Source organism: Frigoribacterium sp. MCBA15_019, from assembly GCF_001864945.1.
In the GTDB taxonomy this organism is placed as follows: Bacteria; Actinomycetota; Actinomycetes; order Actinomycetales; family Microbacteriaceae; genus Frigoribacterium.
On record NZ_MJGS01000001.1, the window covers coordinates 212504 to 227790 of the forward strand.

General features: G+C 69.3%; 13 protein-coding genes. 3 read left to right on the forward strand and 10 right to left on the reverse strand.

From position 1 onward, the window contains the following. Positions 1-2 precede the first annotated feature (2 nt). The 9 genes from aroB to BIV04_RS01035 all read right to left on the reverse strand — a co-directional run bounded on the left by aroB (position 3) and on the right by BIV04_RS01035 (position 10062). Positions 3-1091: a 3-dehydroquinate synthase gene (gene aroB / locus BIV04_RS00995; protein WP_071253405.1), complete on the reverse strand. Its 1089-nt coding sequence runs from the start codon at positions 1089-1091 to the stop codon at positions 3-5. Continuing rightward, complete coding sequence (locus BIV04_RS01000; RefSeq protein WP_369825252.1) at positions 1088-1603, reverse strand: shikimate kinase; 516 nt, start codon at positions 1601-1603, stop codon at positions 1088-1090. Before BIV04_RS01000 ends, aroB begins: the two co-directional genes overlap by 4 nt. Then, positions 1600-2805: a chorismate synthase gene (gene aroC, locus BIV04_RS01005; protein ID WP_055972703.1), complete on the reverse strand. Its 1206-nt coding sequence runs from the start codon at positions 2803-2805 to the stop codon at positions 1600-1602. Before aroC ends, BIV04_RS01000 begins: the two co-directional genes overlap by 4 nt. A 100-nt stretch (positions 2806-2905) precedes the next feature. Beyond that, positions 2906-4237: an endolytic transglycosylase MltG gene (mltG, locus tag BIV04_RS01010; RefSeq protein WP_071253407.1), complete on the reverse strand. Its 1332-nt coding sequence runs from the start codon at positions 4235-4237 to the stop codon at positions 2906-2908. A gap of 3 nt (positions 4238-4240) precedes the next feature. Next, positions 4241-4750 (reverse strand): Holliday junction resolvase RuvX, encoded by a 510-nt coding sequence (gene ruvX, locus BIV04_RS01015; protein WP_071253409.1) that lies wholly within the window; start codon positions 4748-4750, stop codon positions 4241-4243. An 8-nt stretch (positions 4751-4758) separates the two neighbouring features. Then, entirely contained in the window at positions 4759-7431 is a 2673-nt protein-coding gene (alaS, locus tag BIV04_RS01020; protein WP_071253410.1) for an alanine--tRNA ligase, read from the reverse strand. Positions 7432-7487: 56 nt separating this feature from the next. Next, the gene (locus tag BIV04_RS01025) at positions 7488-7679 is read right to left on the reverse strand and encodes a hypothetical protein (RefSeq protein WP_054146050.1); all 192 of its coding nucleotides are present in this window, start codon (positions 7677-7679) and stop codon (positions 7488-7490) included. Positions 7680-7802: 123 nt separating this feature from the next. Continuing rightward, complete coding sequence (gene rpsD, locus BIV04_RS01030) at positions 7803-8432, reverse strand: 30S ribosomal protein S4 (RefSeq protein WP_043592736.1); 630 nt, start codon at positions 8430-8432, stop codon at positions 7803-7805. A gap of 220 nt (positions 8433-8652) precedes the next feature. Then, complete coding sequence (locus BIV04_RS01035; RefSeq protein ID WP_083396036.1) at positions 8653-10062, reverse strand: replication-associated recombination protein A; 1410 nt, start codon at positions 10060-10062, stop codon at positions 8653-8655. A 65-nt stretch (positions 10063-10127) separates the two neighbouring features. On the opposite strand from BIV04_RS01035, the gene BIV04_RS01040 reads away from it, so the two are divergent. From BIV04_RS01040 to BIV04_RS01050, 3 genes are all read left to right on the forward strand, one after another. After that, positions 10128-10919, forward strand: coding sequence for a peptidylprolyl isomerase (locus tag BIV04_RS01040; protein WP_071253413.1), 792 nt, complete (start codon positions 10128-10130; stop codon positions 10917-10919). 89 nt (positions 10920-11008) lie between these two features. Then, complete coding sequence (locus tag BIV04_RS01045; RefSeq protein WP_071253416.1) at positions 11009-12238, forward strand: DUF349 domain-containing protein; 1230 nt, start codon at positions 11009-11011, stop codon at positions 12236-12238. Between the two features lie 102 nt (positions 12239-12340). Then, on the forward strand, positions 12341-12982 hold the full coding sequence (locus BIV04_RS01050; RefSeq protein ID WP_071253417.1) for a type IV toxin-antitoxin system AbiEi family antitoxin: 642 nt from the start codon (positions 12341-12343) through the stop codon (positions 12980-12982). Here the strand turns inward: BIV04_RS01050 and BIV04_RS01055 are convergent. After that, complete coding sequence (locus tag BIV04_RS01055; RefSeq protein ID WP_231567017.1) at positions 12961-15105, reverse strand: bifunctional (p)ppGpp synthetase/guanosine-3',5'-bis(diphosphate) 3'-pyrophosphohydrolase; 2145 nt, start codon at positions 15103-15105, stop codon at positions 12961-12963. The genes BIV04_RS01050 and BIV04_RS01055 overlap by 22 nt on opposite strands. Between the last annotated feature and the right edge of the window lie 182 nt (positions 15106-15287).

A 15287-nucleotide genomic window follows, 5' to 3' on the forward strand; every position in this document is an offset into this window, starting at 1 on the left:
GGCTACGAACCGATCTCTTGGTAGGCCGCGAACAGCAGGCTCTGGTCGGGCCCCTGCAGCACGGTCGGCCGGCCGATCTCGTCGAGGACTATGAAGCGCAACAGGCCCGCGCGGGCCTTCTTGTCACGCTGCATCGTCGCCAGCAGGGTGTTCCATCGGCCCAGGGGGTACGAGACCGGCAGGGTCAGCGACTCGAGGATGCGCCGGTGACGGTCGACCGCCTCGTCGGACAAGCGTCCGGTCAGACGCGCCAGCTCGGCGGCGAAGACCATGCCCACCGAGACCGCGGCCCCGTGGCGCCACTGGTAGCGCTCGGCGTGCTCGACGGCGTGGCCGAGGGTGTGGCCGTAGTTCAGGATCTCACGGAGACCCTGCTCGGTGAGGTCTTCGCCGACGACGCGGGCCTTGAGCCCGATCGCCAGCTCGACGACCCGTCGGAACTCGGGCGTCGTCGGGTCGGTCGCCTGGTCGACGTCGGCCTCGACGATGTCGAGGATCTCGGGTTCGGCGATGAACCCGACCTTGACGACCTCGGCGAAGCCGGCCAGGATCTCGTTTTTCGACAACGTGTCGAGGTGGTCGAGGTCGGCCAGCACCGCCACCGGCGGGTGGAAGACGCCGACGAGGTTCTTGCCCTCGGCGGTGTTGACGCCGGTCTTGCCGCCGACGCTCGCGTCGACGAGTCCGAGCACGCTGGTCGGCATCTGGACGAGCGGGACGCCCCGGAGCCAGGTGCCCGCGACGAAGCCGGCCAGGTCGGTGATGGCGCCGCCGCCGAGACCGATGACGGCGTCGGTGCGGGTGAAGTCGGCCTGGCCCAGCACCTGCCAGCAGAAGGCGGCGACCTCGACGCGCTTGGCGTCCTCGGCGTCGGGCACCTCGGCGATGAGTGCCTCGTACCCGGCCGCCACCAGGGAGTCGCGCACCTCGCCCGCCTTGCGGCCCAGCGTGGGCGCGTGGACGATGAGCACCTTCTTCGTCTGCGGGTGCAGGACGCCCGGCAGGTGGCCGGTGAGTCCCCGACCGATCAGCACGTCGTAGGGGGCGTCTCCCCCGACGTGGATGGTCGTGGTGTCGGTCTCGTCGGTCATGCGGTGCCTCTCTCGGAGTCGAGCCAGGTCTCGATGTCGTCGACGACGGTCGAGACGGGCCGGTGGGACGTGTCGAACACGACGGACGCCAGTGCCCGGTAGACGGGATCGCGCTCGGCGGCGATGGCGCGCCAGGCGTCGACGCCCCCTCGCTGCAGCAGTGGCCGGGCGCTGCCGGCCAACCGCGATTCGACGGCCTCGGCCGTCACGGTGAGCAGGACGACGGGCAACCCTGACAAGGAGGCGCGGGTGCGGTCGTCGAGGACGGCTCCCCCGCCCAGCGACACCACCCCGTCACCGGCCAGGGCCTCGACCACGGCTTCGTGTTCGAGGGCCCGGAAGTGTGCCTCGCCGTGACGTTCGAACAGCTCTGCGATGGGCCCGTGCCGTCGGACGACGAGGCGGTCGCTGTCGACGAACGAGACGTCGAGGCGGCGCGAGAGCTTCTTGCCGATGCTCGTCTTGCCCGCCCCCATGGGGCCGATCAGGACGACCGGACGCGTGGTCGTCACTCGGCGGCGGACGCCGGCTGAGTCCGCAGGTTCTCGGGGATGGCGTCGAGGTAGCCCCGCAGGTTGCGAGCCGTCTCGCCCAGCGAGTCGCCGCCGAACTTCTCGAGGATCGAGTTCGCCAGGACGAGGGCGACCATCGACTCGGCGACGACGCCGGCGGCCGGGACCGCACAGACGTCGGAGCGCTGGTGGTGCGCCTTGCTCTCTTCGCCGCTGGTGACGTCGACCGTGGCCAGTGCGCGCGGAACCGTCGCGATCGGTTTCATGCCGGCACGCACGCGGAGGACGGTGCCCGTGCTCATTCCCCCCTCGGTCCCCCCGGCGCGATCGGTGTCGCGCGAGATGACCCCGCCCGTGCGGTGGAGTTCGTCGTGGGCGACCGAACCGCGCCTGCGGGTGGTCTCGAAGCCGTCCCCGACCTCGACGCCCTTGATCGCCTGGATGCCCATCAACGCGGCGGCCAGCTGCGAGTCGAGACGCCGGTCCCATTGGACGTGCGAGCCGAGTCCCGGCGGCACGCCGTAGGCGAGCACCTCGACGACGCCACCCAGGGTGTCGCCGTCTTTCTTGGCGGCCTCGACCTCGTCGACCATGAGGGCGCTGGTCGCCTGGTCGAAGCAGCGCAGCGGATCGTCGTCGAGACGGTCGACGTCCGACGGGACGGGCACCGGGCTGCCGTCGGGCACGCGCACGGGACCGATGGACAGGGTGTGGCTGACGAGCTCGATGCCGAGCTCGGCGAGGAAGGACCGAGCGACGGCACCGAGGGCGACGCGGGCCGCCGTCTCACGAGCGCTCGCACGCTCGAGGATCGGCCGGGCCTCGTCGAAGTCGTACTTCTGCATGCCCACGAGGTCGGCATGACCGGGACGGGGTCGCGTGAGGGGCGCGCTTCGCCCCCGCGAGGCATCGCTCACCTCGACGGGCTCGGGGCTCATCACCTCGACCCACTTCGGCCACTCGGTGTTGCCGATGCGCAGGGCGACGGGGCTGCCCATCGTCAGGCCGTGGCGGACGCCGCCCGAGATGTTCAGCTCGTCCTGCTCGAACTTCATGCGAGAGCCGCGACCGTAGCCCAGCTTGCGGCGGGCGAGGTCGGCACGGATCGCGTCGAGCGACACCGGCACGCCGGCCGGCAGCCCCTCGAGGACGGCGACGAGCTCGGGCCCGTGAGATTCTCCAGCGGTCAACCAACGAAGCATGGTGTCGATCTTCCCACAGAGAGAGGGGCCGACCGACCGTGTGACGGTCGGTCGGCCCCTCAGGACGGGCGTCAGGGCCCGACGGTCGACCGTCGGCCGGTCACTGGTACTCGGGGTGCTCGCGCATCCAGGCCTGCCATTGCTTCACCGCGGCCTGGTGCTCGGCGTACGTGGTCGAGAAGGCCGTCTCGCCCGTGTCGAGGTTGACCGTGACGAAGAAGAGCCAGGTGCCGTCGGCCGGTTTCAGGGCGGCGTTCAGGGCGAGGTCGCCCGGGTTCGAGATCGGCCCGACCGGCAGTCCCTCGTGGACGTAGGTGTTGTAGGCGTTGTTCGCGTCGCCGCGCTCTTCGTCGGTCGTCGTGACCCGGTGGGTGTTCCCCGTGCCGTAGGCGACCGTGGCGTCCGACTGCAGGAGCATCCCCTGGTCGAGGCGGTTCTGGAAGACCCGCGCGACCTTGGGATAGTCGTCGGCGAGACCGGCTTCTTTCTGGATGAGCGACGCGAAGACGATCGTCTTCTGGTAGTCGGCGGGCTGCGCACCGGCGGACTGGAGGTGCTGGGTCATGGTCGTCACCATGTCTTGGAGGTAGTCGTGGGCCGTCTTGCCCGGGTCGAGCTCGTAGGTCGCCGGGAAGAGCCAACCCTCGAGGCTCGTGGCCTCGGCGGGCAGTCCGAACGTCGTGTAGTCCGCGGCGGCGGCCTGGACGTCGGCGATCGGGATCGACGTCGCGGACGCGAGGAGCTCGTAGACGTCCGCCGCCACGGTTCCCTCGGGGATGACGACCTTGTTGGTGATGCGGTTGGCACTGTCCTGGAGCGCGTCGAGGGCCGACTGGGCGCTCATCTGCTGCTGCAGGGTGTAGGTGCCCGGCTGGAAGGTCATCGACGGGTCGGCCAGCAGGAGCGAGTAGGCCGACTCGTAGCTCTGCGTGACGCCGGCGTCCGCCAGGTTCTGCGCGATGTCGGAGCCGACCTGGCCCGAGACGATGGCGAAGTCGACGGGCGTGCCGTTGCCGCTGCCGGCGTAGTCGGCCGGTTCGTCGTCACCCGTGATCTTGGCGATCAGGGGTTGGACCTGCCCCCAGGCGGCGGCGACGCCGGCGGTGCCCCCGGCCAGGACGAGCACGAGGATCGAGGCGAGGACGATCGGGCCCTTCTTGGACCGTCGTTCGCGCGGTTCCCGCGTCGCGCGTGCACGATCGCCGTCGGAGGACGGAACGACGACGGGCTCGGCCCGTCGTTCGCGCTCACGCTGTTCGCGGCGGGACAGGGCGGGGGCTTCGACGTGCGTGCTGCGCCGGAGCGGCGCGCCGTCGCCGTCACCGTGCCGGCCGTCGACCGTCTCGCCTCGGCGGCGTCCGGAGCTGTCGGCAGGGCGGTCGTTCTGGGGTTGGGACGCGAAGATGTCGTCCCAATCGGGTTCGTCGGCCACGAATCACTGTCTTTCGTCGGTGGCGGGTACGGCAACGTCGCCGCCCGTCTCTCGGGTCACGTCGACCGTCCGCCCGGGCGGCTGACCGCTCGAGCGCTCGAGGTCGAGCGCGTGCTGGACGATGATAACAGCGGCCACTTGGTCGATCACGGACCGTTGTCTCTTGCCCTTCCGGCCCGAGGCCCGGAGTGCACCCTGGGCACTCACCGTCGAGAGTCGCTCGTCGACGAGACGGACGGGAACCGTGACGGCCTGCGCGATCGCCGCGGCGAAGTCACGTGCGTCCTGCGTCGACGCCGTGTCTCGACCCGAGAGGGCGATGGGCAGGCCGACAATCACCTCGAGCGCATCGAGTTCGGCGACCAGGTCGCGGACGGCACCGATGTCGGCCACACCGTCGGCGGAACGCGCGAGCGTCTCGACCGGGGTGGCGAGCAGACCGTCGGGATCGGTGCGAGCGACTCCGACCCGAGCCTTGCCCACGTCGATGCCGATGCGGACGCCGCGGCGCACGGCCGTCCTCAGGCCCCGAGTTCGGCGACGATGCCGGCCAGCGCGGTGGGGATCGCCGAGACGTCGGATCCGCCGCCCTGCGCGAGGTCGTCCTTGCCGCCGCCACCGCCACCGAGAGCCGAGGCGGCACCCTTGGCGAGACGGCCGGCCTTGACTCCGGCCTTGCGCGCGCCGTCGGTGGTGGCCACGATCACGGCTGGCTTGCCCGCGACGTCTGCTGCCAGGGCGACGACCGCCGCGCTGGAGGCGCCGAGGCGTTCGCGCACCGACAGGGCGAGCGACCGCAGGTCGTCGGTCGAACCGAGCGACCCGACCGATTCGGCGACGACGGTGAGGTCGCCGATCGAGGTCGCCGTCTCGGCCAACGCCGGGACGCGCGTGGCGAGGCGGGCGGACTCGAACTCGGCGATCTTCTTCTCGGCCGTGCGGAGACTCGTGACGAGATCGCCGACGCGGGCGGCCAGCTGATCGCGCGGGGTCTTCAGCGACGAGGTCAGTTGGGACACGAGGGCACGCTCGGCGGCGAACTCACGGAACGCGTCCATGCCGACGAGCGACTCGACGCGGCGGTTGGTCGACCCCACCGAGGTCTCGCTGACGAGGTTGATGAGACCGACCTGCGAGCTGGTGGAGACGTGCGTGCCCGCGCAGAGCTCGCGCGACCACGGTCCACCGATGTCGACCATGCGGACGGTCTCGCCGTACTTCTCGCCGAACAGTGCCATGGCACCCAGGGCGCGGGCGTCGTCGAGGGGCATCTCGCGGGTGACGACCTGCAGGTCGTCGCGGATCGCGTTGTTGGCGATCTCCTCGATCTCGGACCGTGTCTGCGGGCTCAGCGCCTGGTTCCAGTTGAAGTCGAGACGCATGTAGCCGGCCTTGTTGTAGGACCCGGCCTGGTGCGCCTCGGGGCCGAGCACCTCTCGGAGGGCGGCGTGGATCAGGTGCGTCGCGGAGTGCGCCTGCGTCGCGCCCCGGCGGTAGGCGGGGTCGACCACGCTGGTCGCCGCGTCGCCGACCCCCACCTCGCCGGAGGTGACCTGGACGCGGTGGCTGATGAGACCCTTGACCGGCTTCTGCACGTCGAGGACCTCGAGGTCGAAGCCCACGCCGACGATGCGGCCCGAGTCGGCCTCCTGGCCGCCGGACTCGGCGTACAGCGAGGTCTCGGCGAGGATGACCTCGGCGATGTCGCCCGTCACGGCCCGGTCGACGTCGGCCCCGTCGACGATCAGGCCGAGCACACGGGTCTCGGTGTCGAGCTCGTCGTATCCCGTGAAGACCGTCTCGCCCTGGGCGCGGAAGGCGCTGTAGACGCTCAGGTCGGCCAGGGCCACCTTCCGCGACTTGGCGTCGGCCTTCGCGCGGGCGCGCTGCTCCGACATCAGCCGGTCGAACGCCTCGCGGTCGACCGTCAGACCGCTCTCTTCCGCGATCTCGAGGGTGAGGTCGATGGGGAACCCGAAGGTGTCGTGCAGCAGGAACGCCGTGTCGCCCTGCAGCTGCGGCGTCGTGCCCGCCGAGGCGCGCTGCTTCGTGTCGTCGACGGCGATGTCGAGGATGTTCGTGCCGGCGGCCAGGGTGCGCAGGAAGGTCTCCTCCTCGGCGTAGGCCAGGCGCGAGATGCGGTCGTAGTCGGTCTCGACCTCGGGGTAGGCCGCCTTCATCGCGTCGCGGGACTCCGGGAAGAGCGCGGGGAACGTGGGGCCGTCGACGCCGAGCAGTCGCATCGAGCGGACCGTGCGGCGCAGGAGGCGGCGGAGGATGTAGCCGCGGCCCTCGTTGGACGGGCGCACCCCGTCGGACATCAGCATGAGCGAGCTGCGGACGTGGTCGGCGATGACGCGCATGCGGACGTCGTCGTCGTGGACCGCGCCGTAGCGCCGCCCCGACAGCTCGGCGGCCTTGTCGAGGACCGGGCGCACCTGGTCGATCTCGTACATGTTGTCGACGCCCTGCTTGAGGAAGGCGACGCGTTCGAGACCCATGCCGGTGTCGATGTTCTTGTTCGGCAGTTCGCGCACGATGTCGAAGTCGACCTTCGAGCGGACGTTCTCGATCTGGTACTGCATGAACACGAGGTTCCAGATCTCGACGTAGCGGTCGTCGTCGGTCGCCGGACCCCCGTCGGCGCCGTAGGCGGGACCACGGTCGAAGAAGATCTCGGAGCACGGCCCCGCGGGCCCGGGCTGACCGGTGTGCCAGTAGTTGGAGTCCTTGCCGAGGCGCTGGATGCGCTCGTCGGGCAGGCCGGCGACCTTCTTCCAGAGAGCGATGGCCTCGTCGTCCTCTTCGTAGACCGTCACCCACAGGTCGTCGGGCGAGAACGCGAGGCCGCCGTCGGCCTCGCTCGAGGTCAAGAGCTCCCAGGCGTAGCCGATCGCCTCTTCTTTGAAGTAGTCGCCGAAGGAGAAGTTGCCGTTCATCTGGAAGAACGTGCCGTGTCGGGGCGTCTTGCCGACCTCTTCGATGTCGTTGGTGCGGATGCACTTCTGGACGCTCGTGGCGCGGGGGTACGGCGTCGGGACGAGCCCGGTGAGGTACGGGATGAACGGGACCATGCCCGCGACCGTGAAGAGGAGGCTCGGGTCGTCGCTGACCAGGGACGCGGACGGGACGACGGTGTGGCCCCGATCGCCGAAGTAGTCGAGCCAACGGCGGCGGATTTCGGCGGTCTGCATGGTTCTCCCGAGGGTGGGTTGGTCGTGTGTCAGGACGAGGAGGCGCGGCCGGGCGCTCAGGACTCGTCGCGGTCGGTGCGCAGTTCGGCCTCGCGGGCCTTATAGCCGTCGACCACGGCGGCGCGGAACGACTTCACGTTGCCGTCGAGGCCGCCGAAGAACTGCTGACCCCGAGGTGTCTTGTTGAACTGGTGGGCGACGGCGAAACCGCCGACGACACCGACGGCGAGCAGGAACAGGCTCTTCACGGGGACTCCTCTTGGGGCTGGTGTCGCGACGTGCGAGCGCGACGACACGTCAGCTTACCCGGCCCCGGGAACGCGAAAGGAGCGGGCCACGACCGTGGCCCGCTCCTGACGGGGTGACGAGTTCTAGCGCGCGGCGTAGTACTCGACGACGAGCTGGACCTCGCAGGTCACCGGGACCTCGACGCGCTTCGGGCGGCGCACGAGGCGGGCCTGCAGCTTGTCGATCTCGACCTCGAGGTATCCGGGCACCTTGGGCAGCAGGTCGACGTGACCGCCGGCCGCGGCGACCTGGAAGGGCTCGGTCTTCTCGCTGCGCTCTTTCACGTGGATCATCTGACCCGGCTTGACGCGGAACGAGGGACGGTCGACGAGCTTGCCGTCGACGAGGATGTGACGGTGCACGACCATCTGACGGGCCTGGGCCGTCGTGCGGGCGAAGCCGGCACGCAGGACGAGGGCGTCGAGACGGGTCTCGAGGAGCTCGACCAGGTTCTCACCGGTCAGGCCCGAGGCCTTGCGTGCCTCGTTGAAGACGATCTTGAGCTGGGCCTCGCGGATGCCGTACTGGGCGCGCAGGCGCTGCTTCTCGCGCAGGCGGACGGCGTAGTCGCTGTCGGTCTTGCGCTTGGTGCGACCGTGCTCACCGGGAGCGTAAGGGCGCTTCTCGAGGTAACGAGCGGCCTTCGGGGTCAGCGCGATGCCGAGGGCACGCGAGAGACGGGTCTTGCTGCGGGTACGTGACTTGGTGGACACTTGTTCCTTTTTCTTGTCGGTGGTTCGTCATGGACCGCCCCAGCGCGCGAGCGCCGAGCGGCGTAACAAGAGGGGTGAGTGCCGCGGTGGCGACCGGCTACAGGTCGTCGCACCTTGATCGGGTCGTCGTCAGCAGCCGCGCGTCGACGCCCGAGAACAGGCAACCCCCCGAGCATACAGGAGCCCGGGCACGGATGCGAGCAGCGGGTCGATCGTGTCGTCAGTGCCCCCGCGTGATGCGGCGCAGCTTCTCGAGGCGCGCCGCCACGTCGCGCTCGTTGCCGTTGGCGGTGGGGTCGTAGTACTCGTGGCCGACGAGTTCGTCGGGGAGGTACTGCTGCTCGACCACCCCGAACTCGGAGTCGTGGGCGTAACGGTAGCCCTTCCCGTGCCCGAGGCGTCTGGCCCCGGGGTAATGGGCGTCGCGCAGGTGCTTGGGCACTCGGCCCGCCTTGCCGGCCCGGACGTCGGCGATGGCGGCGTCGAGCGCGGAGTAGGACCGGTTCGACTTGGGCGCGGTCGCCAGGTAGACGACGGCCTCGGCCATGGGTATCCGGCCCTCGGGCATGCCGATCATCTGCACGGCGGTCGCGGCCGAGACCGCCACGGTCAGCGCGTTCGGGTCCGCCATGCCGATGTCCTCGCAGGCCGACACGATGATCCGTCGGCAGATGAAGCGCGGGTCCTCGCCCGCCTCGATCATCCGGGCGAGGTAGTGGAGCGCCGCGTCGACGTCGGACCCCCGGATCGACTTGATGAAGGCGCTGATGACGTCGTAGTGCTCGTCCCCGTTGCGGTCGTACCGCAGCAGGGCGCGGTCGACCGACTGGGCGACGATCTCCGACGTGATCGCCGGGCGGTCGTCGTCGGGATCGGTCTCGTCGTACTCGGCGTCGGGGTCGAAGTCGGCGTCGGCCGCGTCGTCGGGCGTGGCGGTCGGCACCGCGTCGGCCTCGAGCTTCGTGGCCCACGCCGACTGGGCGGACGCCTCGAGCGCCGTGAGCGCACGTCGTGCATCGCCCGAGGCCAGCCGGACGATCGTGGCCAGGGCCTCGTCGTCGAGCCGGACGGCTCCGTCGAGACCGCGGGGGTCGACGACCGCTCGTTGCACCAGCTGGGCCAGGTCGTCGTCGCTGAGCTGTTCGAGCGTCAGCAGCAGCGAGCGGGACAACAACGGCGTGATGACGGAGAACGAGGGGTTCTCGGTCGTGGCGGCGATGAGGATGACCCAGCCGTTCTCGACGCCCGGCAAGAGAGCGTCCTGCTGCGCCTTGGTGAAGCGATGGATCTCGTCGAGGAAGAGCACCGTCGTCGTGCCGTAGAGGTCGCGGTTCGACAGCGCCTTCTCCATCACCTGTCGGACGTCCTTGACGCCGGCGGTCACGGCGGACAGCTCGATGAACTGTCGCCCTGAGCTGCGTGCGATGGCTTGCGCGAGGGTCGTCTTGCCCGTGCCCGGCGGGCCCCAGAGGATGACGGAGACCGCACCTTGGTCGGCACCCGTGTCGGACGCCAGGGTGACCAGAGGCGAGCCGGGCCGCAGCAGGTGCCGTTGGCCGGCGACCTCGTCGAGGGTGGTGGGACGCATGCGGACCGCGAGAGGGGTCGAGCTCTGCGGGAGCGGGCTCATGGTGACCCATGCTAGACCGGCCCTCCGATACAGTGCAGGCTGGACATCACCGAGCTGGAGGACCCGTGGCACCGAGCAAGAACCCGGACCGTGAGAACCGAGACCGGCTCCGCAGGTACACCGCTCGTCAGCAGGTGCACGCCACGCAGGTCGCCCGGCGTCGTCGGGACAACGTCCTCGCCGTGACCGCCGTCGTGGTCGTGGTCGGACTCGCGGCCGTGTCGCAGGTCTTCTGGTCGACGAGTGGGCCCGGTGCCCCCATGGCGACTCCTTCGGACGTGCCCAGCCCCTCCTCGACCCCCGCCGCAGGCGAGAACGTCGGCGACGTTCCCAACGAGTCGATCGCCGAGGGCCGCACCTGGACCGGAGGGCTGACGCTGAACGACGGCGTCGACCTCGGGATCGAACTGGACGGGGCGAAGGCCCCCCAGGCGGCGAGCGTCGTCATCGACCTCATCCAGAAGGGCTTCTACACGGGCACGACCTGCCACCGCATGAGCGATGCCGCGACGGCGAAGTTCGTCCAGTGCGGCTCTGCCAACGGCGACGGGACGGGCGACGCCGGCTTCACGTTCGGCCCGCTCGAGAACGTCCCCACGGACGGCGTGTACCCGACCGGGACGATCGCCATGGCTCGCAGCACCGACCCGTACTCGCAGTCGACGCAGTTCTTCATTACCTACGGAGACACGACCCTCGACGGCTCGACGGGCGGCTACACCGTGGTCGGACAGGTCACGAGCGGACTCGACCAGCTCGAGGCCCAGATCACGGACGCGGGCCTCACACCCGGGTCGAGCGAAACCGACGGTGCCCCCGTCGTGGCGACCACGATCACGGGCGCCACGATCGAGTAGTCCGCCGCGGCCCGCCGTGCAATAGGCTGGGCACCCATCGCGGTGGCCTGTCCTGGTTCCGCGACGAGCACTTTCAGCAAGGGATAAAAGTGGCTACTGACGATCAGGCACCCTGGGGCCGCGTCGACGACGACGGCACGGTCTACGTCCGCGAGGGCGACGGCGAACGCGCGGTGGGGCAGTACCCGGACGCGACGCCTGACGAGGCTCTCGCGTACTACGAGCGCAAGTTCGTCGAGCTCGCCGGGCAGGTGACGTTGCTCGAGCAGCGGATCAAGCGCGGCGCATCGGCGGGCGACGTCGTCAAGACCGTCACCCACCTGCGTGAGCAACTCGTCGAACCGAGCGCGGTCGGTGACCTCGAGGCCCTCCGTGCTCGTGTCTCGGCACTCGACTCGACGGTCGACGAGCTCACGCAGCAGCAGAGCGCCGAGGCGCAGAAGGCTCTGACCGAAGCCGTCGCCTATCGCACCGCCCTCGTCGTCGAGGCCGAGACCCTCGCCGCCCAGGACCCCGCCCGCGTGCAGTGGAAGCAGGTCACGGCCAGCATCGACGACATCTTCGCCCGCTGGCAGAAGCACCAGCAGGACGGTCCCCGCATCCCGAAGGGCGAGGGCAACGACCTCTGGAAGCGCTTCCGTGCCGCGCGCACGACGATCGACCAGCACCGCAAGGCCTTCTACGCCGACCTCGACGCCACGCACCGTGACGCCCGTCAGCGCAAACAGGCCCTCGTCGAGTCCGCCGAGGCCCTCGCGCCGAAGGGCGTCGACGGCATCCCCGCCTACCGGGGGCTGCTCGACGACTGGAAGCGTGCCGGACGCGCCGGCAAGAAGTACGACGACGCCCTGTGGGCGAAGTTCAAGCGGGCAGGCGACGTGCTTTACGCGGCCAAGTCCGAGGTCGTCGCTCAGGACGCTGCCGAGTACGAAGGCAACCTCGAGCTGAAGCTCGAGTTGCTCACCGAGGCCGAGAAGATCTTGACGGTCACGGATCGGGTCCCGGCCCGAGAGGCGCTCACCTCGATCCAGCTGCGGTGGGACGAGATCGGTCGCGTTCCGCGTGAGCAGGTCCGGTTCGTCGAGGACCGCCTCCGCAAGGTCGAATCCCACGTGCGCCAGCTCGACGAGCAGTTCTGGGAGAAGAACAACCCCGAGCGTCAGGCACGGTCCCAGGGGCTCGCGAGCCAGCTGCACGATGCCATCGGCAAGCTCGAGGACGAGCTCGCGACGGCCGAGGCGAGCGGTGACGCTCGTCGGGTCAAAGAGGCTCGTGAGGCCCTCGACGCCCGGAAGGTCTGGCTCGACGCCATCGGTTGACCGCCACGGGCCGGTCGCCCACCGACGTCATGAACCGTCCGATTCTCCACAGGGAGGGTCGGGCGGTTCGTCGTCGTGAGCGGGGTCGGCCAGGGTGGGCACATGCCTGCGCGACTCCCCCTGGTCCTGACGGACGACGACCTGCCCGAAACCGAACTCCGTGCGGCTGCGCTCGACGGCCAGGTCTACGCCGTCGGTGATTCGTGGCGAAGCATCGCCGAGATCGACGACCACGTCGGACGAGCCATCGCGGTGGGGCTCGCCCTCGGGGCCGGAGTCGTCGCTGCCGAGCGGACGGCCGCCTGGGTCTGGGGAGCTCGAGGGCCGGCGCCACTCCCCCACTCCGGGCTCGTGGTGTCGCCGGCGCGAGTGAAACATCGAGGCCGGGGTTCGGTGATCCGACAGGTGGTCATCGACGACGACGAGATCGTCACAGTCCACGGTGTGGCCGTCACGACACCGGCCCGGACCGTGGTCGACCTCGCTCGCCGCGAGGACTGGACGCCAGAGGACGAGACGGCCGCACGCGACGTGTCGACTGGGCAGGGCGTCGTGTCCGCCGACGCGGTCGCCGTCCTCGATCGACGAGGACGACTCCCCCACCGAGCGCGGACGGTCGACCGCCTCGGTGTCGTCTGTGCGGCCGATGCTCACCTCCAGATGGGTGACGAGTCACCTCGAGACGACGCACATCCGCCCCGTCGGACGGCGACGATCGTGACTCAGCCGGCGCTGACCCTGTAGACGTCGTACACGGCGTCGATGCGTCGGACCGCGTTCAGGACGCGGTCGAGGTGCGTGGTGTCGCCCATCTCGAACACGAACCGACTGAGAGCGAGACGTTCGGTGGAGGTGGACACCGTCGCGGAGAGGATGTTCACGTGGTGCTCCGAGAGCACGCGGGTCACATCCGACAGCAGTCCGCTGCGATCGAGGGCTTCGATCTGGATCTGCACCATGAACACGCTCTTCGACGACGGGGCCCACTCGACCTCGATCATCCGTTCGGGCTCTTTCAGCAGACCCTGGACGTTGTGACAGTTGGCCTGGTGGACGCTGACGCCCTGACCCCGGGTCACGAATCCGACGATCTGGTCGCCGGGCACCGGCGTACAGCATTTGGCGAGCTTCACCAAGATGTCAGGCGCCCCGCGGACCAGGACGCCCGAGTCGCTGTTGCGCAGCGGCCGCGCCCGACCCTGGCTGGGGAACTCGAACTCGCCCTCGTCGACCTCGGTCTGCGTGTGGACCGCCGCCAGGATCTTCTCGATGACGGACTGGGTGGAGATGTGGCCCTCGCCGACGGCGGCGTAGAGGCTCGACACATCGTCGTACCGCATCGTGGCGGCGACTTCGGCGATGCTGTCCTGCGTCATCAGCTTCTGCAGCGGCAGGTTCTGCTTCCGCATGGCCCGGGCGATGGCGTCCTTGCCCTGTTCCATGGCCTCGTCGCGGCGTTCTTTCGTGAACCACTGGCGGATCTTGTTCCGGGCGCGGGGGCTCTTGACGAAGGCGAGCCAGTCCTGACTCGGCCCCGAGTCGGGGTTCTTGGAGGTGAAGACCTCGACGACGTCACCGCTCGACAGGACGCTCTCGAGCGGCACGAGTCGCCCGTTGACCTTGGCGCCCATCGTGCGGTGGCCGACCTCCGTGTGCACCGCGTAGGCGAAGTCGACCGGGGTGGCACCCGACGGAAGGCCGATCACCTTGCCCTGGGGCGTGAAGACGTAGACCTCTTTGGCGCCGATCTCGAACCGGAGGCTGTCGAGGAACTCGCTGGGATCGGCGGTCTCGGCCTGCCAGTCCGAGATGTGGGCGAGCCAGGCCATGTCGGTCTCGGTCTTGGCCCCGCCCTGGTCGTCCCGCCCGCCGTTCATGCGCTGCTTGTACTTCCAGTGGGCGGCCACACCGAACTCGGCCCGCTGGTGCATCTCGTGGGTCCGGATCTGGATCTCGACGGGTCGCCCCTTGGGGCCGATCACGGTCGTGTGCAACGACTGGTACAGGTTGAACTTCGGCGTCGCGATGTAGTCCTTGAAACGGCCCGGGATGGGGTTCCACCGGGCATGGATCGACCCCAACACGGCATAGCAGTCCCGGAGCGAGTTGACGAGGATGCGGATGCCGACGAGGTCGTAGATCTCGTCGAACTCGCGGCCCCGGACGATCATCTTCTGGTAGATCGAGTAGTACTGCTTCGGTCGACCCATGACGTCGCCGCGGATCTTCGTCGACTTGAGGTCGGACTTGACGGCATTGATGACGTTCTGGACGAACTGCTCGCGCTGCGGCGTGCGCTGCTTGACCAGGTTGTCGATCTCGACGTAGAGCTTGGGGTGGAGCACGGCGAACGAGAGGTCCTCGAGCTCCCACTTGATGGTCTGGATGCCGAGTCGGTGGGCCAGGGGGGCGTAGATCTCGAGGGTCTCGGTGGCCTTGCGGGTGGCCGACGCCGACTCGACGAAGCCCCAGGTGCGCGCGTTGTGGAGCCTGTCGGCCAACTTGATGACGAGCACCCGGATGTCTTTCGACATGGCGACGACCATCTTGCGGACGGTCTCGGCCTGTGCGCTGTCGCCGTATTTGAGTTTGTCGAGTTTGGTGACCCCGTCGACCAGCATCGCGATCTCGTCACCGAAATCGCGCTGCAGCATGGCCAGCGTGTAGTCGGTGTCCTCGACGGTGTCGTGGAGGAGCGCGGCGGCGATGGTCTTGGAACCGATGCCCAGATCGGCGAGGATCTGTGCCACCGCGACCGGGTGGGTGATGTAGGGCTCGCCGCTCTTGCGGAGTTGACCCGTGTGGGCCTTCTCGGCGACGGAGTACGCCCGCTCGATGAGGACGATGTCGGCCTTGGGGTGGTGCATGCGCACCGTCTTGATCAACCGGTCGACGGCACCCGCCGGTTGGCTCCGAGAGAAGAGACGGGGCAGGAGCGTCCGCAACGAGGCCGTGTTCTGACCACCGGGCACCTCGGACGGTGCGGAGTTGTTCCGTGTGGTGATCTCGGTCACGGCAGCACCTCGTTCTCTCGGGTCGGAGTGACGCC